At 64.1% G+C, this 23345-nt stretch carries 16 protein-coding genes, 1 tRNA gene and 1 pseudogene; 14 read left to right on the top strand and 4 right to left on the bottom strand.

What is annotated here, in order from left to right; all coding sequences use genetic code 11:
* Nucleotides 1–133 precede the first annotated feature (133 nt).
* From HR086_RS26815 to HR086_RS26760, 11 genes and pseudogenes are all read left to right on the top strand, one after another.
* Nucleotides 134–210 (top strand) — tRNA-Pro (locus HR086_RS26815).
* Nucleotides 211–675: 465 nt separating this feature from the next.
* A complete protein-coding gene (locus HR086_RS26810; RefSeq protein ID WP_174467050.1) occupies nucleotides 676–1203 on the top strand; it encodes an RNA polymerase sigma factor in 528 nt (175 codons plus the stop codon).
* Nucleotides 1203–1295 (top strand): annotated as a pseudogene (locus tag HR086_RS49785) (zf-HC2 domain-containing protein); the annotation flags it as partial. The gene HR086_RS26810 and the pseudogene HR086_RS49785, both read left to right, overlap by 1 nt.
* A 180-nt stretch (nucleotides 1296–1475) precedes the next feature.
* Entirely contained in the window at nucleotides 1476–4124 is a 2649-nt protein-coding gene (locus HR086_RS26800; RefSeq protein ID WP_174467037.1) for a CHAT domain-containing protein, read from the top strand.
* Between the two features lie 94 nt (nucleotides 4125–4218).
* Complete coding sequence (locus HR086_RS26795) at nucleotides 4219–4827, top strand: hypothetical protein (RefSeq protein ID WP_174467049.1); 609 nt, start codon at nucleotides 4219–4221, stop codon at nucleotides 4825–4827.
* A gap of 98 nt (nucleotides 4828–4925) precedes the next feature.
* Nucleotides 4926–6326 carry a hypothetical protein gene (locus HR086_RS26790; RefSeq protein WP_174467048.1) on the top strand — a complete coding sequence of 467 codons (1401 nt, stop codon included), beginning with the start codon at nucleotides 4926–4928 and terminating at the stop codon, nucleotides 6324–6326.
* Nucleotides 6327–6441: 115 nt separating this feature from the next.
* Nucleotides 6442–8433 carry an SAVED domain-containing protein gene (locus HR086_RS26785; RefSeq protein WP_174467047.1) on the top strand — a complete coding sequence of 664 codons (1992 nt, stop codon included), beginning with the start codon at nucleotides 6442–6444 and terminating at the stop codon, nucleotides 8431–8433.
* Between the two features lie 10 nt (nucleotides 8434–8443).
* Nucleotides 8444–9475, top strand: coding sequence for a CBASS oligonucleotide cyclase (locus HR086_RS26780; RefSeq protein ID WP_174467046.1), 1032 nt, complete (start codon nucleotides 8444–8446; stop codon nucleotides 9473–9475).
* Nucleotides 9472–9948 (top strand): hypothetical protein, encoded by a 477-nt coding sequence (locus HR086_RS49780; protein ID WP_174467045.1) that lies wholly within the window; start codon nucleotides 9472–9474, stop codon nucleotides 9946–9948. The genes HR086_RS26780 and HR086_RS49780 overlap by 4 nt, the downstream gene beginning before the upstream one ends.
* The gene (locus tag HR086_RS26770) at nucleotides 9948–10823 is read left to right on the top strand and encodes an ATP-binding protein (RefSeq protein WP_174467044.1); all 876 of its coding nucleotides are present in this window, start codon (nucleotides 9948–9950) and stop codon (nucleotides 10821–10823) included. The genes HR086_RS49780 and HR086_RS26770 overlap by 1 nt, the downstream gene beginning before the upstream one ends.
* Nucleotides 10824–11637: 814 nt before the next feature.
* A complete protein-coding gene (locus HR086_RS26760; RefSeq protein ID WP_174467043.1) occupies nucleotides 11638–15039 on the top strand; it encodes a hypothetical protein in 3402 nt (1133 codons plus the stop codon).
* 31 nt (nucleotides 15040–15070) lie between these two features.
* Here the strand turns inward: HR086_RS26760 and HR086_RS26755 are convergent, their stop codons facing one another.
* Both HR086_RS26755 and HR086_RS26750 read right to left on the bottom strand, forming a co-directional pair.
* Nucleotides 15071–16363, bottom strand: a complete 1293-nt coding sequence (locus HR086_RS26755; RefSeq protein WP_174467042.1) for a hypothetical protein — start codon at nucleotides 16361–16363, stop codon at nucleotides 15071–15073.
* Between the two features lie 134 nt (nucleotides 16364–16497).
* Nucleotides 16498–17883, bottom strand: a complete 1386-nt coding sequence (locus HR086_RS26750) for a metallophosphoesterase (protein WP_174467041.1) — start codon at nucleotides 17881–17883, stop codon at nucleotides 16498–16500.
* A gap of 822 nt (nucleotides 17884–18705) precedes the next feature.
* On the opposite strand from HR086_RS26750, the gene HR086_RS26745 reads away from it, so the two are divergent.
* Nucleotides 18706–18957, top strand: coding sequence for a hypothetical protein (locus HR086_RS26745; protein WP_254624016.1), 252 nt, complete (start codon nucleotides 18706–18708; stop codon nucleotides 18955–18957).
* Between the two features lie 36 nt (nucleotides 18958–18993).
* On the opposite strand, the gene HR086_RS26740 is transcribed toward HR086_RS26745, so the two are convergent.
* Entirely contained in the window at nucleotides 18994–20913 is a 1920-nt protein-coding gene (locus HR086_RS26740; protein WP_174467040.1) for a hypothetical protein, read from the bottom strand.
* Between the two features lie 97 nt (nucleotides 20914–21010).
* Nucleotides 21011–21739: a leucine-rich repeat domain-containing protein gene (locus HR086_RS26735; protein WP_174467039.1), complete on the bottom strand. Its 729-nt coding sequence runs from the start codon at nucleotides 21737–21739 to the stop codon at nucleotides 21011–21013.
* Between the two features lie 159 nt (nucleotides 21740–21898).
* Here HR086_RS26735 and HR086_RS26730 point away from each other — a divergent pair, with 159 nt between their 5' ends.
* Together HR086_RS26730 and HR086_RS26725 are read left to right on the top strand one after the other, a co-directional pair.
* The gene (locus tag HR086_RS26730; RefSeq protein WP_174467038.1) at nucleotides 21899–22537 is read left to right on the top strand and encodes a protein phosphatase 2C domain-containing protein; all 639 of its coding nucleotides are present in this window, start codon (nucleotides 21899–21901) and stop codon (nucleotides 22535–22537) included.
* 106 nt (nucleotides 22538–22643) lie between these two features.
* Nucleotides 22644–23345, top strand: a 702-nt coding sequence (locus HR086_RS26725) for a hypothetical protein (protein ID WP_217441965.1), incomplete at its 3' end; no start/stop codon positions are given.

Genomic DNA, 23345 nt, shown 5'->3' with positions numbered 1-23345 from the left:
CTCGTGGAGGGGGCAGGCGAGGGGGCGGGGAACGAAAAGGTGATCCGAGGACGTTGACTCAGCCAAGGGGCACGGGTATTACCGCCCGCACTTTTCGCCGGTCCCGAGGAAGACCACCGGCGGACGGACGTATCGGGGAGTGGCTCAGCCTGGTAGAGCACTTGGTTCGGGACCAAGGGGTCGCAGGTTCAAATCCTGTCTCCCCGACCATTAAAAGGGCGCGGAATCCTTGGAGAAATCCTCGGGTCCGCGCCCTTCGTTTTTTCTGCGGCTCGCCCGGTAGTCGCGGCTGGGGAGCGGAATCAGCGGAATCCGTGAGAGAGGGGGCACACCCAGGGCTCGTGGACCGCGAGCTCCGAATCTCAGCGCGGACGCCCGGCAGTACCGTTGCCGCCTGGAAACGGGCATTCCCGGTGAGCGGCTCTTGTTCTTCTGCGCCGCCTGTCTGTAGGTCCCTCTCGGGTGACTCGGCGTGAAAGTTCTTAGGGAACAAATTTTGGGCATGGCGTCCTAGGTGGGCTGCGAATCGCGCTGCCTTCTTGACCTTCGGCTCCCATGCACCTACCCACCGCCATCAGGCTGGTTGCGAAGAACTCCCCCAACTGTTCGGATCGCCCATGGCGAAACACGCTCCAGGAGCCCGGGCAAGTGGGGCGTTCGGAGTCACAGGGGGCCATGCGTCAGGAGAAACAACAGCAGGCAGGGGCGTTTGCCATGCAACGCCAGGCCCGCCTGATGGCCCAGGCGATGAACTTGTGCGGTGACGAAACCGACGCCGAGGATCTGGTTCAGGAGGTCATCCTTCGGTTCATTCAGGAGTTCGGTAGGAAGGAGAACCTGCCCTCCGCGCCAAGTGGCGAAGCTTGGCTGGTCAGGACTCTCGCCAACTTGTTCTTCGGACAGTGCCGGAGGTTGCGAACTCGAATGAACGGGGCGCGAGATCCTGCCCTGAGTGCCGAGGCTCTGGATGTCGAGCCTCCTCCTGCGTATGAGGCCATCACCTCCGAGCAGTTCTCCGAGGCGCTTGATTCGCTGAGTCCGAAGATACGAGAGACCCATGACCTGCGTGCAGCAGGGAGGAAGTACGAGGAGATCGCGACCCTTCTCGGAATCCCCGTCGGCACCGTCAAGAAGCGTCTACACGATGCGCGCACGAAGCTGCGCGAGTATCTCCAAACCTTCCTCACACCGGGTGTTCCCTGATGGCTACTCCATGCAACAACGTGGAGGCGTTTGTGGATGGGGAACTCTCGCCCACGCAAGCCCAGGACTTCCGTATCCACCTTGCGGACTGTACGCGTTGCCAGACAGAGGTGGAGGCACTTCTTCAGCTGCAATTCTTGGAACAACGCCACACCGTGAATGGAAGGACTCGGAACTCTGCCCGGAGACATCTCTCCACGGTCTCCTGGATTCAGCGGCGCACCTTGATGCTGGCTGCAGCATGCTTTGCCACTTTGTTGTTAGGACTTGGCATGGTTCGCCATTTCCTCTCCGGACGGTACGTCCCGGCGAGTGAGGTCCGTTACCGCGCGACGGAAGCGCGCCTGAGCGGTTCAGGGGCAGAGACCTACAAGCCCCTGGTGCCTGCAATGGCGGGGGCTACGGAGGCTGGACAGCTGGCCCCTGAGTCGATGGGTGTGTCCGTGCTGACGGATGGAAAGGACCCCGTCGCAAGCGCTCTCATGCAGGGCGACCGCAACGGGGCGGAACTGGCCCTAACCCTACTACGCGAATTCCCCCAGACCCCCGACACCGAGAGCCGGCGGGCGATGGCTCTGCTGCGACTGGGTAAGCCGGAGGACGCACTTCAGCGCGCGGATGCAGCGCTCGCGGCTGCTCCTCGACACGCGGAGGCTCTGTGGAACCGCGGGCTCGCACTGCGTGATCTCCGCCTCCCACTTGCCGCAGCCAGGACCTTTACGCAGGTGGCGTCCTTGAAGGAGCCAGGTTGGGCGGATGAGGCCACGCAGCGAGCCGAGGGACTTCAGCGTGACGTCTTCACGCACCGCAATCGATGGACAGCCGTCTTCAAGGCGGGAACCGCGCTGATCGCGAACGCGGATGTCACTCTCCCCGAGGATTTCAGCGATACACCCATCGCTCGGCTCTTTTTCTATGACGCGGTGCGGGCCGCACCCACGTCCGAGGCTGTGCTGACCTTGCTCCCGCTGGCCCGGAAGTTAGACGAGCGCACCCTGTCCCATGTGCTTGAGGCGTACGTCCAGCGTGTTGCTGCTGCGGACTTCACGCAGCGGGGGCCGCTGGCGCGGGGCTATGCGGCCCTGGTGCTCGAGCGTCCCTCGGCCTTGAAGAAGGAGCACTGGATGATGCAAATCCTCTCCTCGCAAGAGGATGATCTCCTCTTGGGGGCGCTCCTACGCACCGATACCGTCGCTGGTCACTTGGAGCTCTTCCAAGCGAAGGCCAACGCTATGAAGGACCCCTGGTTCCAACTCCTAGCGGCCCAGGAGCGTGCGGCGATGGACAAGAGGGCAGGGCGCCTTGCACATGCGGTGGGTACGTTGCGCGAGGTGCTTCCGCTCTGCGAGAGACCCGGCTTGGAATATCGCTGTCTCTCTATCGAGAGTGAGGTGTCCACGCTTCTCATCAAGCTCCATGAATTCCAGGACGCGCGCCAACATGCCGAGAAGGCTTGGCGCGAAGCGCGCGCGACTAACGAATGGCAACTGGAACAGGATCTGCTGTGGAATCTGGGGCAGATCGCACGGCTTGTGAAGGATACTTCCCTCTCTCGGGCATACCTTGAAGAATTCCTGGAGCGGAATGAGCGGAGGCCGGACGCCGTGAGGCGTGTCCATGAGAACCTCGCGTCCATCGCCTTCCAAGGCCTTCGGGTGGATGAGGCCCGGCAGGAGATTGATGCGGCGCTTGCTTCAGGGCTCCCACTCTCTCCCAGCGGTGCCTTCACGCTCTCGGAGATCGCGCGGGTGAAGGGGGCCCCTGGCGATGATGCCCACCTATTGAAGGCTCTGACGAATCCCTCAGTGAGGAGGAGTCCGGGCGAACGCGCCGTGGGCACGCATACGCTTGGGCGGTTCTTCATTGAACGGGACCTGGCGAGGGGACGCGAGTTGCTGTGGCGCTCCATTCAGGAAGCTGCTGCCCCGGGATTGGAGGAAGACCTCGCTGCAAGCCGAGCGCGAGCCTATAGCTTCACCTCTCTCATTTTCGAGACAGGCCGACGCGGCAGCTTCAAGGAGGCCCTGGAACTTTTCTCGCAGGAGCGTGGCCTGCAACTGCCAGGCCGGTGCCTCCTTGTGGCCACCGCGGACTCAGAAAGGACGCTCCTCATCGTTCGGGGTGAGGACGGGAAACTACTTAGTTCGCATGACGAAACACGGCGAGAGCCTCTCCCAGAGCGATTGGATGGGCTCGTGCCAGAGGAACTCCTGGCGGCACTCCGGCCTTGTGAACGCGTTGAGGTCTTCGCTAGGCCTCCGCTTCATGGCCGAGCAGGGCTACTTCCGCTGTCAATGGCCTGGAGTTACCTCACGCGTACCTCAACGCCGCGCGTCCCTCGGACGGGGCCTTCCGTCCACCTTATCGTCTCGGACGTGGAAGTTCCCCCTGGTGCGGACGTGCTGCCCCTGCCTCACTGGGTTCCTTCGTTCGGTCCTGATGAGCAGCACATCATGCGTTCGGGCGCAGACGCGACACCTTCTAGGGTGCGCTCCGCGATGCGGGATGCGACGGAGATAGACCTCGTGACGCACGGCTTCATCTACGAGCGTGCGGACGCGTCGTATCTTCTTTTGTCGCCTGAGCGGGGCGCACGTGAGCTGACGGTTCCTCAGGTGCGTGAAACTCGCCTAAGAGGGGCCCCGTTCGTCGTCCTGTCTTCATGTCATGCCGCGCACACATCGTATGCGCTGCACGAGCCTCTTAGTTTGCCGGCAGCATTCATTCATGCAGGGGCGCGCGGAGTGCTAGCAGCGACCGCGCGGATCCCCGGCCATGAGGCAAATGTCTTCTTCAACCAGGTGCGGGACCGCATGCGCATGGGAGTTCCGCCCGCAGTCGCGCTGCGCGACGTCCGCGCCCAGTGGCTGGGGAAGGATGCAAAACAGGAGTGGCTTGCGAGCGTACTGCTGTTCGAATGAGCCACGGACTTCGGGAGCGAGGGAACAATCAAACCGAAGGGCATCTTTAAAGGCAGGTGCATCCAGAATGCTCACCCGCCACAAGGAGCCCGTCTTGAGCAAGCCGCAGCTCACCCTCCATCACCTTGAGTTCAACAGCGATATCGACTTCTGGGCCGGACTCAGTGCATCGGGGCGCTGCGCCTTCCTGATGCCCATCACTCCGCCCTCTGAATTCCTGGCCTTTGGGGTCCTTGAGCCTTCAAAGCGAGTGCATTTCGTGGCACGAGGCAGGGTCAAGGAAGATCTGGCTGACTTCATCACGCGCATGAATCAGAGCGATGCGGGGGTCGAACTCTACGTCCAGGCCCCGGTTCCGGCGAGCATCCTCAGGCGCTACACCTCCGGTCCCCCGATTGAGGGCCAGGAGTCCGAGGAGCCACCTGGGCCGCTCGTTCGAGGATTGGTTCCTGACCCGACGACTCCTACTGCGGACTCGTTCGCCGGACCGTCCTGGCCCAAAAGTGAGGCCTCCTCACGGCGTGTCCTCCTTATGCCGGCGTACGAGCCCGCCGAGTTCCTTGCGGTGGGGGCGTTGGCCTCCTCGAGTCAGGTGCTCTTCAATCTTCGAGGCTCCGTGCGAGAGCATCTCGCTGTGTTCGTCACCAGGATGGTGAAGGACCAGGCCCGAGTGGAGCTCCACCCCACATTCCCGAAGCCGTAGCCGTCCGCGCACTCACGACTGCTGCCCAGGAAGTCCAGCGCCTGGCGTCGCGCTGGCCCTCGGCGGAGCATCTGCTTCTTGAACCCAAGGGGTACACCGTGTCGCTCGAACTGCTTCTCGCTCGTGCTGATGACCACCAGCCCTTACTTCCACGAGGGCTGACTCTGGAGAAGTTTCCAGATCTTCCTTTCCCCAAACTTCGGGAGCTTCCGGAATCGCTTTGGGATGCCGGCGGTGACTCCGACTTCCTTCCGAAGCAGCGCTGGGGGGTGGTGGCACCTCTGGGGCCCGAAGGGGACAGGCTGTTGGTGCACATCTCTCCACTGGTGCGGTGGCGCGAGAGGCAGCAGGGGGCTTCGGTCCATTCTTACCGTGCACCGGTGGGAATGGATGCCGCCACTGCGGCGCGCTGGAAGCGGCGCGAGTTCAGGAAGGAGGCGGTGGATGAGTCGGACCGTCCTCGGTACCTGCTGCTACTCGGCGACATGGATGGGCTCTCGCTCGATCTGCAGCAGGTGCTATCGACAGACGCCTTTGTGGGGCGGCTCGCCTTCCCTACAGGGGAGGGGTACGAGGCTTACTGCGCCAAGGTGTTGAAGTGGGAGGCTTCCGATGCCCAGCGCCCGGTGCGCCCCCGTGTGCTCCTCTACACCGCACGGGATGGCACACGGGCAACAGGCATCGCACATGATGTCTTGATGGGGCCGAGCTTCGAGGCCCTTCGGGATCGGCAGCCGAAGGACTTTCCGGATGCAGAACTCCTTGAGATTATCGACGAGAAAGGGGCTTCCACCGTACAATGGCTGAACTGTGTGGCCGAACCTGTGCCGCGCGTGATGCTCTCCTTGAGCCATGGATTGGGCTCAGGCTGGAAGTCTCCCGAGCAGCAGCGAGAACTTCAGGGGGCCTTCGTGCTCCCCGACAAGAGCCTGCTTACGGGAGCGGATCTGGTCTCACGCCCATTCCTTCCGGGTGGCATTTGGTTCTATCTCGCCTGCTACGGCGCGGGGACTCCGGGGCGGAGTAGCTACGAGCCCTGGCTCCAACAGCTTCGAGATGTCGACATGGATGCTGCGCGCATCCTGGCCGAAGGGTTGCCACGAGCAGGAACCCAACCTTTCACGGCGGCGTTACCCCAGGCTGTGTTGACCAATCCCTCTGGCCCGTTGGCCGTCATTGGCCATGTGGACCTCGCATGGACCTCTACGTTCAGTGACGAGGGCAACCTCGCTCACTCGCGCTTTCTCGGCGTCCTTCGGACGCTGATTCAGGGACGGCGCGTGGGTAATGCCCTTCATACATTGCTTCGGTTCTTCAGCGAGTCCCTCGTTGAGTTGACGGCGCTCTTCAAGCAGGACGAGCGGGAGCGCGCTGCGGGACGCGATTCTTCCGTCGACCCGAAGGTAAAGGCTGGCCTGTGGTTGCTATGCCAGGATCTGGCCAACTACGTGTTGCTGGGAGATCCGGCGGTGCGCCTGCCTGGCCTCGCAGTGAGGTAAGGGCCCGCTCGCAATTTACCTAGCCATGAGAGGCGTTCCCGCCCTCGGAAAATCGGCCTCCGGGCGCGAAAAGCGGACAGGTAATTTCTGAGCAGACCCTAACCAGCACCTCGCAATGCATCTTCTTTCAAGCACTGACCCACTTTCGTTCTCCTTCCTTGATATGGATAAGAAACCGCTCAGCGTCAGTCTTGAATTCAAGCGCACGGTCAAGGCGTTCTCAAGAAATCGCTTGGAGTATGAAGTTCGGCATACGCGCGGTGAGCGTAGCCTTGCCTCGTTCCCTTGGGATGACCCAAAGATTATCAAGGCTCTTGACGAACTAGAGAAGTCCCACCCTTCGTCTGAAGTGCTTGAGTTGTTTGGTGATCGCCTGTTTGAGTTCCTGGAACAGACTAGGTGGCCTCGCTATGAGGCTGCCATCGAAGAAGCACAGCGGGAAGGTCGGCCAATCGACCTCACGATACGTACGGATGCTCCGGAACTCTACTATCTGCCTTGGGAGTTGCTGAAGCTCAGTGCTTCCGGAAATCAGCTTGCGGAGCTTCCTGACTGCTTGGTTCGTTGCGAATGGTTGCCAAAGCCTCTGTCAGGAACTCCTCCACTGAACGGGAGGCTCCTTTTTGCCTGCTCCGCCGCTGGAGGAGGCGTTCCTTTCCAGGAGCACCTCGAAGCGATCCAGGATGCCTGCCAGAAGGGGGGGCTTGAGTTCGATCCCCTCCGAGATGTGCTCCGGAGCGCGAACCGAGGAACGCTAGCAAACGCACTGGCTGATACCGAACGTCCCGTAACGGTGCTGCACCTGCTCTGCCATGGGGGGCTGACGCGTGAGAACGCGTACGGACTCCTTCTCAGCCCGGAGGACCCCTACGAAGAGCCAGACCGGCTCGACCCCACAGACCTGCGAAGACTGCTGCCTGGACGCGTGACCTCACTGCGTCTCGTAACGCTCTGCGCGTGTCAGAGCGGGGACGCGGGCATCCCAGCCCACATCCTCGGGAGTGTCGCGCGGGTGTTCCACCGCGTAGGCGTTCCCGCGGTCATTGCTTCGCGTCTTCCCTTCTCGTGCAAGGGCTCCGTCACACTGGTGAAGCAGCTCTATGCGGAGCTGCTCTTCGGCAGCGGCAACCTACGGAAGGCCCTTTCCTCCGCTCGACGCAAGCTGATGCTTGAGCCCGGAGCCAGGGATTGGGCAGCACTTCAGTTTTACGGGCGTGAGGAGGATGAGGCCGGGCTTCGTCCTTTCGCTCCGCCGGAGCTCCCGAGCGATTCCGTTCCTCGCTCAGATCTTGTTCTCGTCTGCCACCAGGCACTTTCCCAGGTCCGTAAAACTCCGGGCCACATTGACGCGCCAAGGCTGCTCGAAAACCGGCGCTTGGAAGAGGTCTCCGTCGATCAAACGCAGGCTCTTGGAAAGAACCGACGCTCGAACTTGAGCGAACAGGTGAGACGTCTGACCAAGCCCGGGAGCGAACTCCTGCGCACCTTCTCCAGGCCCGGCGTCGAGTTACTCTACTACGGCTTCCCGCTGGTCCCGTTTGCGGTGCTCGCGGGCTACCTCGCCCGAGCCACGCAGCACGTCCACGTCATTGAGTATGACCGAGAGAAAAAGCGTTTCACCTGGGACGAAACGCCGGGTGGCTCCTATGCCCCCCTGGAGATGGAAGGACCCGTTCAGGGCACGGGAAGTGCCCTCCAGCTTCGCGTGTCCATCTCCTCGGAGGTCAAAGCCGCGGACTGCGAGACGGTGCTTCCGGCTCGTGACGTCCGGGCGGATCTCCACTTCAAAGTGGCCAGCCCCTCTTTCGGAATCGTGCAGCGTGAGGAGCAGGCGCAGGCCTACAGGCAGACGCTACGGTCAAAACTCAACCAGTGCATGGCGGAACTCGGCGGCATCGAATCCATTCACGTCTTCGCCGCTATTCCTGTCAGCATTGCATTCCTTCTCGGGCAGGTGCTCTCCGCAACGGTGTTTCCGCGCTGCTACGTCTATAACTTCAACGCCAAGGCTGCACCGAAGCCTGGCTATGAGTGGCGGCTTGGTCTGGATGATGCTGTCCATAACAAGAAGCCCTTCATCCACATCTTCAAGACCCCTCATTCATAGGAGATGCCCCATGACTCAGTTGAGCACCCGAAGTGTGCTTCACGGGCGGATGAGTGCCTTCGTCGACTGGATCCGCACGGACGACGCCAAGATGGATACCATCCGCGCGCAAGCTGCTGAGATCCGCTTACGCATCCGGGGGCAGGCAGACACGGATGGCCTGACTGTGTGCTCGATGCCGAACGCCGGATCGTTCGAAAAGAAGACCGGACTGAGACGGCACCTCCAGGGCGACTCCGAAGTTGAGGGCCAGGACGTAGACCTGCCATTCGTGGTCTCCCCTCAGGACGAGGACGGCAAGCGGATAGACGAGTTGCTCAACCGGTTCTACCGCTACGCTGAATCCACCTATCCTTTGACCCGGCGGAAAAAGACGCGGAGTTCCATTCAACTCGACTTCGTGGGGACGAAGCTCCGCTACGACCTTGTTCCCATGCTTGCTGTGCCCGGCAACGACGAGTCGCAGCTCCTCCTGCGGGCGAACGGAGAGCAGCGACGGACTTCCGTTCAGAAGCACATCGAGTTCGTCACCCGACGCACCGGCGAGAGCAACTTGCTGAAGGGCCGGGTCAAGTTCAACGAGTGTGTGCGGCTCGTCAAGTGGTGGCGGGAGTTTCGACAGATGAATGCCCGCATTATTGAGGACGTTCCCTCCATCGTCCTCGACCTGATGTGTGCTCACGCGTATGACCGTGTCCAGGTCAAGGAGACATACGCGGAGACCCTGGCGCAGTGGTTCAGCCTGCTCGCCGCTACCGTCCAGAAGCGAGAACGAATCGCTTTCAAGGACTTTGTCTCCATCCCCGCCGCAGACCAGATGGTGGTGTGGGAGGCGCTGGACCCCGTCAATCCCGGAAACAACGTCATCTCCCAATGGGGCACGGCGGAGGTCGACGAATTGGGAGACTGGTTGGAGGAGGCTTGCGACACGCTCCATCGCGTCATTGCCGCAGATCTCCGAGGGGATGACGTGGCAAGCCTGGAATCCCTGGTCGAACTCTTCGGAAACCCCTTCCTCCATCATTGCGAGGCGGAGGAATGACCTCCACCCGCACTGGGACAGGAACCTTCACGGAGGCTCGAGTTCGGGAAGTCATGAATCTTGTCTTGGATGACTTTGTTGGATGCGTGCTGAGAGGTTTTGTTTCGCAGGAGAGGGCACAGAAGTGGTACGGCGACTTGACCTACTTACTGACACAACAGGCTATTTCTGCATTTGAGCTTCAGTTCACTCGTCCCAATGGAACCGAGGGAGCATTCAGGTATGAGGTGAGCGATGACGGCTCGCTTCTGGGGTCCTCCCCATCAGGTGGGCAAAAGCTCCACATGCAGCCCGCAGGCACGACGTGCAGCATCTATGTCGATTACCGGGATGCCGTTCAGGGCCACGTGCGTGAGGAAATGCGAAGGCGAGGCTGGGGTCCAGGGGCCAGTGTGGGCGGGGATGCTGTTCGAGATCGTGCGTATTCGAAGGATGGCTACGGACTCATTCGCAGCCGGATAGGAGAATGGTGATGGCGGAGTTGCAACTCCTAGAGGCAACACATCCCGACCGCATGGCGAAGCAGCATTTCGATGCGTTGGTTGGTCTCGATGCACACAAGCAGAGACTGATTGATGGGCTGGTCCTCGTAATGGCCCACAATCGGCTGGAGACCTGGGTCCACCGTCATCATCCCAAAGGATTGCTTCTCGTGGAGACGTTTCGCTCCGCCTCTCCGCTCGTGCTGTTGGCAGGGGAAGTTGGCTGCGGGAAGACAGCGCTGGCGACGACGATCGGAACGCCGCTGGCGCATGAGCTCAAGGAGAAGGTGCTGGTTCTTGAAACGCCTTCCAATATCCGAGGCACTGGAATGGTGGGAGAGCTATCAGCCAGAGTGACGGACGCATTCACCCAAGCCCGGGCCAAGGTGGGGAAGGGCGCGGGATTGCTCATCATTGATGAGGCGGATGATCTCGGTCTGAGTCGCTCGGAGCGTCAGGCCCATCATGAGGACAGAGCAGGGCTCAACGTTCTCATCAAGCAAATCGATCTTCTTGTTCGCGAAAAGACCCGAATGGCGGTGCTGATGATTACCAATCGTGCGCGGGCGATGGACCCTGCGCTTCTGCGGCGTGCAACGTTGACGCTGGAGTTCACGCGTCCAGGCCCTGTCGAGCGCCGGCACCTTTTTGAACGGATGCTCGAGGGAAGTCACTACAAAGCCCAGGACGTGGAGTTGCTTGTGAGCCGGAGTGAGCGGCCAGTGCTGTTCTCGTACTCGGACCTGACGCAACGTGTGGCACGCACGGCGCTCCTGGATTCCTTGCGGAGAGACACGCCATTCGGCACTGAGTCTCTGCTGGCGGCGCTGGAAATAGTTGAGCCATCGCCGTTGATGGAGGGATGACCCTTGTATCGCAGCCCACGACGACGCGGTAGGTCGAAATTGGCACGGCCATACATCTGACGCTTGATGAGCTTGAGCTTCGTGATTTGGCCCTCGGCCTGCGCATTACTACCCGGTTCACTCCGGCATGCGACGACCCAATCCGAATGAGTGGAAGCAGTTGGTGGAAGAGTTCGAGGCGAGTGGGCTGAAGCAGAGGGAGTTCGCGGCCAGGCACGACGCCTCACTCGTCGCCTTCCAGTATTGGATATACAAGGGGCCCAAGTTCACGGCGGTTCGGAGGTCCAAGAAGGCGGGCAGGCCTCAGGCGGCGTTTCTTCCTGTGAGGTGGTCTTCTCGTCTGAGGGCTCTGGCTCGGGAGCGCTCACCTGGACGGCAAGGAGTACGCCAGCCGCAGATGGGGAGCGGGCAGCCACGAGGCGCAGGTCCCGACCGGGCCGGCTCTCGCGAAGTGCTGGCTCAGCGGGGGGAGTCACCGAGGGCTTTCTTGTGCCGCCGGCACGCGGCCCCTCAGCAGGGGCATGCCGCTGCTTCGTCGCTCCTGCTGCCCTCCGCATGTCCTCAACGTCCTCGCTCGGAGCATCCCGCGCGTGGGCCGCAACGCCTACATCGGCGTGGGAGCCCAGATGTGACGGTGAGCGACGGCGCGAAGATTGGATGGAGCCAGCGCGCCCGTCCCGGACGCCGTGGCCTCCGGCTCCAGTGTGGACGGCCTCCCCGCGAAGGAGCAGAAGAAGAACACGCTCATATGACGGGGACTTGAGCAGATCGGGGGTGAATCCTCTGCTACCGTCTCCAGTCGCGTGGATTCCCCATGACGAGCCTCAGCACCCACCCCATGGTCGAGACCTTGCGTCAGTACAAGGCCTCGGGTTCCTACGCCGAGCGCGAACGCTTCCGGTTCATGCTCCAGCTACTGCCCAGCATGGCGGCAGAGGAGCAACGCGGCGTCGTCCAGTTCGTCAGGCGGCTTCAGGACCGGGCATTCCAACTCCGGGCTACCCGTGAGCTGACGTCCTGGGTGCCTGGCGGCGTCCTGCTTCCGCTCGTGGACGTGGTCCTCAAGCGGAGTGAGCCACCCGGGCTTGCGAAGTCGCGGCGGGACACGCTCCGCAAGCTGCATCCCTTGCTGGCGCCTGTTCAATGGGACGACTCCTTCGGGCGCATCCACGGTCGTCAGGAGTTCGCGCGCCGTGTGGACTTCCTGATGGGGATCGCACGGGAACTTCCAAAGCGGCACCAGCCCCCTTTCCTGGATCAGGCCTTCATCGTCGCGGAGCAGACCCCCACCGACGTGAGGGCCTCTCTAGCGAAGTTGGAGCTGGCGGAGCTGGTCAGGGGGCTGTCGGAGCCCCTTCGTCCAAGAGTTCGTCCCCTGCTTGCCTCTCTTCCACCCTCGCCTTCCCGAAACAGGGCTGTCACCGCCTGGGCCCGGACGATGCGCCAGGACACGCCTTCCGGGTTCGAGGACTTCGTATGGGCACTCCAAGAGCTAAGTGAACCGACGTCGAGCGATACCCCGCCTCCGGGCGAGCGGGCCTCGGCATTGGCTTGGCTGGCCTCCACCCTGCCTGCGTCACAGGCGGAGCAGTCCCTGGAGGTCACCCTCAGCACGGCAAAGGACGACCGGCTCTGGATCCCCATCCAGATGGCGCTCGCCTGGAGCCTTCCGCGACAGCGACGCGATTCGCTGCTCGAACAGGCCTTTGTGCGGCTGACTGAGACCACCCAGCAGGACCGTGAGCAGATCCTCGAAGCTCTCCCTCCCTACCTGTCGGACGACCACTTTCGGGCGACTTGGCGGTTGGTCACTAGAGAGGCCGCACTACCACCGCTGAAGGTGCTCGTTTCGCTCCTGAAGCGAACACCCACCTGGGATCAATCGTCCTGGTGGCTGTTGCTGTTCGAACGCTCCCGCGAGTGGCCTGACCAGGAGCGCTGGGAAGGACTCGCCCAGCTGTCGCGCAGCCTGAAGCCAGCGCAGCGAGCCCGTGTAGTCGCGGCCATGAGCGACTCTCCGGATGCAAGGGAGCGGGCACTCACGTTGGGCACGTTGTCCCGCATGGCACGGTCGCGGGGAGAACGGGATATGCTGCGCGCCCGATCTGTCAACGCTTTGAGCGAGATGCAGTCGCCCGAGGATCGTGGGCGCACCTTCGAGTTACTCACCTCGATGGTTCCTCGCTTCGCCCTCCGGTCTATGGTGTCAGCGGATCTGTTCCCGGAGATCTCTCTCCAAGGGTCGAACCCGCGCGACCCTGGCATCCAGAGCACGCGCTCCCCGCCCCAAACCGATACCAAGATCCTGGAGGAGTTGAAGCCCCTCTCCCCACAGGAGCGGGCTGCGCTGATGCGCCAGATGATGCACCTTCTGGACGACGCACCTCCCGACCAGGACACGCCTCCCGAGCCGGTGATCAACCTCGGCTTCAGTGAGCGCCAGTCGCCAGATCAGGAGTTGCCGCGAGACGTGCCGTTACATCCCGCGACGGACTACCTCTTTTGGTTCGAGGTGGGCCGTCCCCTGAATCACTCAATCACCGCCGCGCGGCTGCCGCTGGCCACGGAGCCTATTCCCCAAGGCGCGGTCATCACTGTGGTGCTCTTCGGCTTCGAGGATGAACTGGAGGCGGAAGCGGGCCACGATGTGGGACGGCTGCGCCTGAACTCCAGCGGACAGGCGGTCGTCGAGCAATCCTCATCGCCTGCCCTGGAGGGTTCGGCGCCCTCCCGGCTCTTCTTCCCCGTGAGGACGCCCTCGCAGCGAGGCCTGCACCGGCTGCGTTGCAACATCCTCCACCAGAACACCCTGCTCCAGTCCTGGCTGATCCACGCGGAGGTCGGGGAGGGAAGCCCCGTGCAGCAGATCGCCCTGCGCGCCACCCAGGACTTCGTGTATTCGCGCACCTTGGAGCCCGCACTCCTGGAGCAGCTGCCGTCTCCGGAGCTGACGCTCATCCTTAACGGCACCGAGGACACAAGCCACCTCTTCATCTTTGGTGACGACATCAAGGAGCCCCTCACCTTCGACACTGCGGAGCTCAAGGGGCTGGTAGAGCAGGGACGCGACCGGCTCGCCGAAGCCACCTGGGGTCACCCCCGTCCCTGGAATGGTCAGGCCCCGTGTCGCTATGGCGACGGCTTGGACCCTGAGCGCCTACGCAGAGACCTCGTCGAGCTCGCGAAGACTGGCTGGCGTTTCTTCTCAGTGCTGGTGGGCCGGCTCTCCAGTGACAAGCGTGAGGAGTTCCGGAGGTCGTTCCTGCACCCCCACAGCCTGCAACTGGCGCTTAAGGAGTCACCCCAGGCCGTCTTCCCGCTGGCGCTTGTCTACGACTACAACATCGACACAGCCCATGCCCAGGAACGGTTCACGCTCTGCCCGGACTTCCTCTCCGCCTTGGAGGTGCAACGCCCGCTGGAGCAGACCGACTGCTTCATCTCCAGCTGCCGTCACGCAAGCCAGCGCAAGCCCACCCAAACCATCTGCCCCAGTGGCTTCTGGGGCTTCCGCCACGAGTTGGGGCTGACGCTCTCCACTCCCAGCGTGCGTGAGCCTCCGACGGCCATTCCCTACGCCTCCCCCAGGCATGTCGCGGTGGGGCTCTCCACGGACGCGCGGCTCATCCTACGCCAAGCCCATGTCCGCAAGTTGTGCGACACCATCCAGGCCGACTGGGTCCTCCGCGACACGCGCGACGACGTGCTGGATCTGCTCCGCGCCACCCAGCCTCACCTCGTCTATTTCTACTGCCACGGGGGAATCGACCCCCGGGATCGGTTCCCCTACATCCAGGTAGGCCCCAGCAGCGGCCCCGGCATCAGCCGGGATAACCTGGTGGCCTATTCCATCGAGTGGAAGCAATCGCGTCCACTCGTCTTCATCAATGGCTGTCACACCACGGCGCTAGAGCCTGAGGTCGCGCTGAACCTGGTCTCGGGCTTTATCGAGAATGCCCAGGCCTCGGGCGTGCTTGGCACGGAGATCACCATCCTTGAGGCGACTGCGCGCCCTTTCGCCGAGCACTGTCTCCAACGACTCTTTGCCGGGGCGACCATCGGGCGCGCGGTCCGGGACGCGCGCCGTGCCCTGCTGCAGGAGGGCAGTCCGCTGGGACTGGTTTACATCCCCTTCGTGTTGCCGGGACTGCGCTTCGCGCAGGCGCCCATGGAGCCCGTGCTCCAGAAGGAAGCCCCCGCGCCCATTCCAGCGTGAAGGCTCCCGCGTTTCACCGGCCGAAGGCCCCTCAGACGTCCGGCTCTAGGGGCAGTCGCGCCGCAGGATCCCCCAGCAGGATGAATGCGCGCAGGTCCTGGCGCATGAGAGTGAGGTCCGCCATCTCCATGTGGTCCACGTCGCGGCCTTGGTCCCTCGCTTCGTGCAGGTCGACCAGAACTGGCTCGATGTTGGCGCACTCGGAGGTTAATTGTCGTGCCGCGATGCCTACGCGGCGTCCCCTGGCAAGGTCCATGAGCGGCGTGGAGAAGCGCGAAGCCCTGGAGGGGCTACCAGCGTTCGAGGGCGACGCGGCCCGGAAGCTAGAGTCCCATGCTAGGTCGACGTGCGCGATGACGCCCAGGGGGCCCTTCGGGTTGGCGAGCGCCTTCTGCGGTAGCGCCGCCATGAAGGGGCGCGGCGCGGGCCCGTTCAGGTTTCGCAGTACTCGGTCCACCATGTCCTTTTCGGTGTCCATGCTCCGCAGCTGCTCCAACCAGGAAAGGTACGGGCTCACGGCGGGCATCCCCGCTCCGAAGCAGGCGAAGTAGAGCCAGAAGCCTCCTGGGAGGAAGGAACGGTCCTGGACGTCCTCGCCGCAGATCCGACGCCGGGCGGAGAAGCGCATTGCGCCCTGGAGCGCCTGCTGCGCTTGCGCGGATTCCCATCCGCCTGCGGACGCGCCCAGGCCATGGCTCATGGAGAGGAGCACCGCAGGGCGGGTCGTGTGGGTCGCATCGAGGAAGTCCTCGGGCCCATACCCCAGAGTATCCGGCCCGCGCAGCTCCGCCAGGGAGAGTCGCCTAGCGTCCACCGCCTGGCGCAGGTGTTGGTGACAGGGTTCCACGAGTTCCAGGTGACCGAGCCGGGTCTCGGACGTTCCATCCTTCGCCGAGAAGAGGAGCACCTCGGCCTCAGCCGCCCCCTCGCGCTGAGCCCACTGGCAGACCTTGCGCGCGTAGTGGCCGTAGTCCTCCACCTGTTCGAAGGCCAGTCGCCCCACATACGCGCGCGTGGAGAGAGCTTGCTGCAACGCGAGCGACAACCCCTCGAACCCGCCCAGCATCAAGAGATAGCGGGGACGTTCGTATTCGGCAGTGCCGTCGTGCCCGTAGTTCCGCTCACACCAGTCGTGGGCCTGCACACCGTCCAGTCCCACGGGCACGACATAGCACCTTACGTTCGCGCCCTGCTGTCGCGCCCGCAGATTCAGGAGCGGCTCCAACTCCTGGAGGATGGGCGCCATGTCCTGCCCCTGGGGAAGCACCAGCCCCCAGCGCTGCGCCGACAGCAGGTTCTGGTCCCCTCCGGGGTCACCCAGCATTCCGCCCAGATTCTTGCGGCGTGACTCGACCCCGGGCAGCAGCGCTAGCTCCCGTTCGTTCAGCTCAAGATGGATCTCGGATCCCTTCTCGGGCCCCGCGAGCAGCAATCGAAATGGGACTCGATTCCTTCGGGTCACGGGTTCCCCGCCGAGCCTGGAACGAGCAAGGTTGCCTCCTGGAGCGGAGGAAGGGCGGCTCCCTGCTCCCATTGAACGAGACGCATCGTCGCCCCACTTGCTTCGAGTGGCTCCACGGAAACATAGGTGAAGCGCCCCTGCGGGTGGGCATGCCGCAGCCTCGTGGGCTCCAACGAGGGGTTGTCCTGGAGTTCCAGCAGGAAATCCCGCCAGTCGGCAGCACTCGCGTCTGGTGCGGGCGTCCGCAGTAGCCAGATCCAGGTCCCGGTGTTGGCGAAGACGAACCCGGGCTCGGCCTTCCAGCGCGCGGAGTGCGTATGCCCCATCACCACCGCCTGGGCGCCTCCATGTCGCCGCGCCAACCGTCCGGCGCGCTCCACCTCACCGGAGTCGGGCTCCAGGTCGAAGTAGGCCACGCCCTGATACCCCACCATCCTGCGATGGAGTCGCGCGTAGCATGTCAACCCCGCGCGCATGAGCTTCCGCCGCGCGTCCTCAAGCACGTCGTCTCCATCGAAGGACGCGGGCCCGGTCGCCTCCAGGGCCTCGGCGAGCGCCTGGGTCTCGGGGGGCGTCAGCTCGGCTTCCTCCAGGCGGGCTCCCAGGCCAGCCCATTCGTCGGCCAGTTCCCCGTCGTTCGAATAGGCCGCGCGCAGTCCGCGGTTCCTGAGCAGGCCCACAACAATCTTGAGGGCGGCCGGCTTCAGCACGGTCTTCACCGCCGCAGGATTGGCGCCCAGGGCGGTGAGGACGGCCCCTTCGACATCGGGCTTGAGCAGATCCATATAGCGCATCCGCTCCTGGGCTTTGAGCGGGTTGAGTAGCTCCTTCACCAGCAATGAACCCGGGGGATAACGAAAGGGTGTGCTCGGGTCGCAGGTGCGGGCGAGTAGCTTGGCGTGGTCCACCCGGTTGAAGTCGTCATCCTGCTCGCCGTGCACGACCAGGACGCGAGCGCCGCCCACGGTGAGCAGCAAGGGCTCTGTCCCCACCTGGAAGGTCAGCTTCCGCGAGCCCCCGTCCGGCTGCTGGAGAGCCTCGCGGAGGACCTGCTGCACCTGGGGCAGCGCCAGTTCCAGGTCGTGGTTGCCCACCGTAACGATGGCCTCGCCACCCTTCAGGAGCACCTTGCCCAACGCGGTCATTACCCTTGAGGTCTGCGGGTGCCTCACCAGCGCCGAGGCCTGGCGTACCGCCCGGGACACGTCGAGCTGGAGGGGCTCCTCATCGAGGAGGAAGTCGAACGTGTCGCCGTTGAGCACGACCCTCGTCGGGGTGGAGGTCAGGGATTGCAGCAGGGCCGCCAATTCCTCTCCTCCCGCGAAGATGTCGTAGCGCCCCCCGTTGCCCAGGTGCAAATCGCTCAGGATGACAGTACGCATGAGACCTCCCTCCTGTGACCCACGGACACAGTCCTTAGCAAACCCTTGGTTGCGCCGCTCACCTGGGCTTTGAAGCCCTCATGACTCGAAATCCTATTTAAACCATGATTTCGCTAGGCGTCAGCCTCGCCGCGAGCACGGCGGACAATGCCGCCTTCGTCACGCAGATCGTGCCCACGATGCACCTCCCCGGGGAGGTGTGCATCGTCTCCGTGGACCATAGGCGGCATAGGAGCCCTGTTACGGGCGAGGGCCGGGGTAGGTGGTCGTCCAGGAGGGCCGCACGACACGCATGGGACGGTGCTGGAGGGCCCCGAGTAGGCGCGCTCCAGGCACCCCCTCCTCTGCGCAGGCGACCGGTCGCATTGGGCTCCGCCAGAGTGCATCCCTCAGCCGTGCGTCACTCCCACAGCGCCTGCTGCGATGGTCTCCTGGAATGTGCCTAGAGTGTGTGGGCAGCTCGGGCAGGTGACGGTCGCGAAGAATGCGGCGGATGACGCTGGGCGAGGTACGCCAGCACACTTCGCTGGCCTCCGCACCTTGGGCACGAGAAGACATCTACTGCGAACGTTCTGCGGAGCAACCTGGCCCAGTCCAGCCTCGGAGGGCGCTGACGACTCTCTCAGCTGCCCACGATTGCCGCCCCCGCAGATGGTGCCTCCTCCTCGCCTGAGGCCGCCGCCGGTGAGCGTCAATGTAGATGTCGCGTGAGGGGGCAGCCGATGCGCTTCATTTCCAGCACCGCCGGGGTGAGATGTGGAGAGGGGCTGAAGAAGGTGGCTGACGGGGCCCCTGGCTGAGCGCCAAGCAGGTGGAGAGGCCGTGCCGCCCCTCTGGGCACACCAAGTCGGCCGCATCAACCTCAACTGCCAGTGCCAGCGCGGCCCCGACACCGTTCCCTTCAATGGGCACAAGGACTCCGCAGAGGGCACCTTGGCTGTCGCCGACGCGCTGCACGTGTTCTCCATCCGCATGCCGGTCGCCGCGAAGACGACACCCGACAACACCACCCGGGTCCAATCCCTCCTGACCCGGCGCGAGTCAGACCTCCTGACCACGGACTTCCTGTTCTGAATTCCGACGCGCGCCGTTTCACGTGAAGGCGTGGCCTCACCCGCCATAGGGCGCGGTGAAATCACCCCAGCGGTTGTTGGGTTGCAGGCCCGTGCCGGGATTCTCCCGGCGATTGGCCTCGGTGCGCAGCTCCCGGGCCGCCGCGGCCAGCGCCTCGATGGACCTCACCCGCGCGTTGATGTCCGTGTCCTCCGCGCCCTCCAATCTGAGGATCCAGGTCCGCATGAAGCGGACGGCGTAGAGCACCTCGGTGCGGTCGAAAATCTCACCCGTCCGCGTCAGGTCCTCCTCTACGAGATAGATGAACATCCGGGCGAAGTTGGCGAACATCCGGTCATGGACCGGACGCCTGCGATTGCCCGAGGGTGGCGGGCTGAAGTTGTCGCGCAATTGCTTGAAGCTGAAGGTGCGCACGCTGGCCAGCTTCCCCGTCCCGGCCCGGAAGCCCTCCGCCTCCATCCACCCCTGGGCGGACGACTTCTCCACGGCCATCTTCGCGAAGACGAAGGCGTGGTGGACGTCATAGAAGGGCAGCAGCACCGACTCCAGGTAGTCACCGATGAAGGTGGCGAAGCTGTCTCCCTCGTAGAGCAGCGCGGGGTCCCTGAGGAAGGACATCACGAACCACGTCTGCTGGAAGACCTGGCTCTGCTTGATTCGAGCCTCGGTGTAGGACGGCGTGTCGTGGATGGTCTGGTCGATGATGGGCGGCAGCAACGTGCAGGGATGGTTGGTGGCGTTGCAGGCCGTCTGCGCGGGGCGGGCCAGCGGCTGGATGCGCAGGTGGTCTCCGGTCTCCCAGATGGGATTGCGGGCGATGACCTTCTCCAGGTGGTCGGGGATTCGGGGCGTCCCGCCGCTCGAATCCACATCCACCAGGAAGTCTGGGTGGCGGTGGGTGCCGTGCCGCAGCATGTGCTGGAACACCTGGAGGGAGCGGTACTTCAACCGCATCCACTCGCAGGCGCGGGGGTAGTCCTCCAGGCGCGCGCCGCCCAGGTCCGGATTGCACTCCGTCAGGTCCTTCGCGGCGTCGTAGTAGCCCCAGAGGTTCTGGTCCGTGGGCTGGCTCAGGTAGGCGTCCACCCGCTGATACCACTCCTCACGCGCGGCGGCGCGAGGGCTCGAGGCCAGGTCGGGGAACCACTCGAAGACGGAGCGGTGCTCGTTTCCATGGAAGCCATCCTCGGCGAGATGGTCGAACGGAAGCCCCAGCCGCAGGTGGCGCAGGTCGATGGCGTGCAGCTCGTCATAGGCCTGCCGCGCCTTGGCCAGCGAGTCGATGCGCCCGGTGGCCCACAGCAGCTTCCGGTCACCCACGAGGTGGTCCATGAAGGCCTCGTCGCGCTCGCTCTGCGCGGCGGAGTCGTGGACGGGGAGGCCCGGCGTCCGGGCGGCGAAGGGCTCATAGGCGGGCTGGAGCGGCCGGAAGCGCGCCGGATGGAGCAGGCGCGTCATCCCGTGTCGCTGCCGCACCACTCGGACCAGCTCGATGATGGCGCTGGCCCGGGCCTCGTCGACGTGTGTCACCGCTCGGCGGCGGAGGTCCGCGTCCGTGTAGCCCACGCGCGCCAGCTCGATGGCGTCCGGGCTGTGGCAGCCAGCACACGCGCCTCGCGTGCCCTCGTAGCGCCAGGCGTTGAGCCCCGCCGAATAGCGCGCCGCAAGCTCCTCCTCCGTGAGCGCGTTCGCTGGGACGAAAGGCGTGCCGCACCGGGCATCGGTGCCAGGGGGCTCCGGGCAGAGCAGGGACTCCGGATAGGCGACGGCCTCCGGGACGGGATCCACCGAGGGGGGCGGAGGGAGGGGGATCTCCTTCTCCTCGGACGGCGGAGACACCGGCGGGCCGGAGTCACTACAGGCCGCGAGGACGACCAGCAACCCCACCGCGAAGAGCCACCTCGCCACCTCGCCTCGGGATGCACTGTGGGAGCGGCTGTGTTTGACGGAGGGCATGACCTCATTCCACCATGCCCCGGGGACTCCGCGTCAATTCATGGAAGCTCGAAACCTGCCCAGGTGGGCTGACAACAGGGCGTGCCTCCTCGCTGACTCAGAACAGGTAGCGCACGCCTCGTTTGTCCCACTCCTTCAGAATCCGTTCGTTGAACGGTTCCGATTCGTCCCAGCTCAGGCGCACCTCCCGCAGGGATGTCAACTCCAGCAGAAAATCGGGCGACCGTCCCAGGCAGTTGCTGTCCAGTTCGAGCAACTCCAGTCGTTTCAACTGGGTGAGGGTTTCGGGCAAGGCTTCCAGGGCGTTGCCAGCCAGTCTCAACTGTCGGAGGTTCGTGAGGTTGCCGATTTTCGGTGAGAGTCTGCGGAGTGGGTCCGAGACATAAAGCACTTCCAGGCTCCGCAGCGAAAAGACCTCGTCAGGCAACTCCTCCAGGCCGTTCTCCCAGAGGTCGAGCCTCCGAAGATGGGTGTAGCGCGCCAGTTCTGGAGAAAGAGAGGCCTTCGGGAATCCACCCAGGTCGAGCTGCTCCACGGCCTCAATCGCCGCCAGGGGCGAGGGCACCAGGTCCTCCTGCTCATTCATCAGCGCGATTCGGTACTCCAAGCCACTCCGCGCAACCCTCGTCACCTCCGGCTCTTCGGCATTGGCGTAGGTCATCCGCCAGATGGAGTCGAACAGCTCAAGCAGCGGCGACAGCACGGGGAACTCGGGAAGCAGGCCGAGCGCCTGCCGTACCTGCGCCGGCTCGGAGCTCTTCAAGAGCTGTATGATTTCCTGTTCGGAACCGGGTGCATTCATTCGCGCGAGCGTACCCTCGAACACGCGTGCACCTCGACTACCGCCCCTGCGTCAGGGAAGGTGCCGGCTCGGTTGACCCGGCTGAGTTGACCACCCGACGTGGATTCTGGAAGGCAAACGTGTCGCGAAGTACCCGCCACTGCGCGGTTGATGGCATGAGAAGCTCGTCCAGGAACGCGACACATGAGCGATTTCGAAACGGCGTGGCATGTGGAACCGGCGGGCAAGACGGGGGCGGACCGTGTGAGTGTCCTGACACGAGGGGACGCGACGGTGCTCGTGGTGGCGGATGGGGCGGGGAACTCACGACGTGGCGCCGAGGCCACGGAGGCCGTGCTGCGTGGCGTCCAGGACGCCGTGGAGGCCGGGGCCGACGTGAAGCGCGCGGAGACCTGGCGCGAGGTGCTGGGGCGGTGCGACGCGGAGCGGATGGCCTCGGGACAGGGAGGGGAAACCACCGCCGTGGTCGCCTGTGTCACCCCACGGCGCGTGGTGGGGGCCAGCGTGGGGGACTCGGAGCTGTGGCTGTTCCAGGGCGGCGAATCGACCGCGCTGACGGAGCATCAACACCGCAAGCCCCTGCTCGGCAGCGGGCAGGCGCGGCCCGTCACCTTCGAACTCGCGTGGCGAGGTGGCGTCCTCCTCGGCGCGTCGGACGGCTTGTTCAAGTACGCCGACCTCCGGCGCATCCAGGCGCAGGTGAGCCTCTCCGACGCGAACGCCGCGGTGCTCGCGCTGGCCGCGCTGCCTCGACTCGCGAGCGGCGCGCTCCCGGATGACGTGGGGCTGGTCCTGTGCCGCCCGAGCGCTCCACGCCCCTGACTCCGTCCTCGGTGCGACGGAGTCTCTTCGTTCGTCGAGCAGCCGCTCCTGGAGTCGCCAGCGTGGAGGGTAGGCGCCGCCAGCCACACGGAGAGTAGGATGAGGCATGCCCTCTCCAAAATGGCTCCTCCCGGCAGCCCTGGCATTCGCTTGCGTCGCCTCCGCGGCCAGCCCCTTCCCCACCTATCAAACCCAGACCGTCGAGGGCTGGACGGTTCGCATCGATGACCGCCTGATGGCAGGGGCGAACAAGCCCCTGACGGAAAAGGCGCTGGTGCTCCTGGCGGCGCAGCTCAAGGAGGTCATCCGGATTGTCCCCGCGGGCCCCGTGGCTCAGCTCCGCAAGGTGACGCTGTGGCTGTCGCCGCCCTATCCCAACGAGCCGGAGGCGGCTCGGTACCATGCGGGCGATGTCTTGCTGCGCCGGAGTGGTCGCAGCCTGACGATGCTGAAGAGCATCGAGTTCACGAACGTCCTCATCTTCGAGAAGGAAACCCGGCGGATGCCCATATTCGTGCTCCACGAGCTCAGCCATGCCTATCACGACCATGTGCTCGGCGAGCACGCCGGCATCGAGGCGGCCTATGCGCGTGCGAGGGAAAACAAGAGCTACGACTGCGTGGAGCGCTGGCGTGGGCCCGAGGTACCCATCACGTTCGAGCGTGCCTATGCCATGAACGACGATTGGGAGTACTTCGCGGAGACCTCGGAGGCGCTCTTCGGACGCAACGACTTCTATCCCTTCACACGGGAAGACTTGGCCAGGCACGACCCGGGCATGCTCGCGCTGCTCCAGCAGGTGTGGCAA

The sequence above is a fragment of the Myxococcus sp. CA039A genome (genome assembly GCF_013336645.1).
GTDB classification, from domain to species: domain Bacteria; phylum Myxococcota; class Myxococcia; order Myxococcales; family Myxococcaceae; genus Myxococcus; species Myxococcus llanfairpwllgwyngyllgogerychwyrndrobwllllantysiliogogogochensis.
The sequence above is the reverse complement of the archived record's forward strand: the minus strand, read 5'-3'. Positions and strand labels throughout refer to the sequence as shown.

Excerpts from the sequence above, each read along its gene's own strand:
- HR086_RS26800 (WP_174467037.1), top strand. The coding sequence starts at position 1,476 with ATGGTTCGCCATTTCCTCTCCGGACGGTACGTCCCGGCGAGTGAGGTC.
- HR086_RS26770 (WP_174467044.1), top strand. The coding sequence starts at position 9,948 with ATGGCGGAGTTGCAACTCCTAGAGGCAACACATCCCGACCGCATGGCG.
- HR086_RS26760 (WP_174467043.1), top strand. The coding sequence starts at position 11,638 with ATGACGAGCCTCAGCACCCACCCCATGGTCGAGACCTTGCGTCAGTAC.
- HR086_RS26750 (WP_174467041.1), bottom strand. The coding sequence starts at position 17,883 with ATGCGTACTGTCATCCTGAGCGATTTGCACCTGGGCAACGGGGGGCGC.
- HR086_RS26810 (WP_174467050.1), top strand. The coding sequence starts at position 676 with ATGCGTCAGGAGAAACAACAGCAGGCAGGGGCGTTTGCCATGCAACGC.
- HR086_RS49780 (WP_174467045.1), top strand. The coding sequence starts at position 9,472 with ATGACCTCCACCCGCACTGGGACAGGAACCTTCACGGAGGCTCGAGTT.
- HR086_RS26785 (WP_174467047.1), top strand. The coding sequence starts at position 6,442 with ATGCATCTTCTTTCAAGCACTGACCCACTTTCGTTCTCCTTCCTTGAT.
- HR086_RS26755 (WP_174467042.1), bottom strand. The coding sequence starts at position 16,363 with ATGCTGGGTGACCCCGGAGGGGACCAGAACCTGCTGTCGGCGCAGCGC.
- HR086_RS26740 (WP_174467040.1), bottom strand. The coding sequence starts at position 20,913 with ATGCCCTCCGTCAAACACAGCCGCTCCCACAGTGCATCCCGAGGCGAG.
- HR086_RS26730 (WP_174467038.1), top strand. The coding sequence starts at position 21,899 with ATGAGCGATTTCGAAACGGCGTGGCATGTGGAACCGGCGGGCAAGACG.
- HR086_RS26780 (WP_174467046.1), top strand. The coding sequence starts at position 8,444 with ATGACTCAGTTGAGCACCCGAAGTGTGCTTCACGGGCGGATGAGTGCC.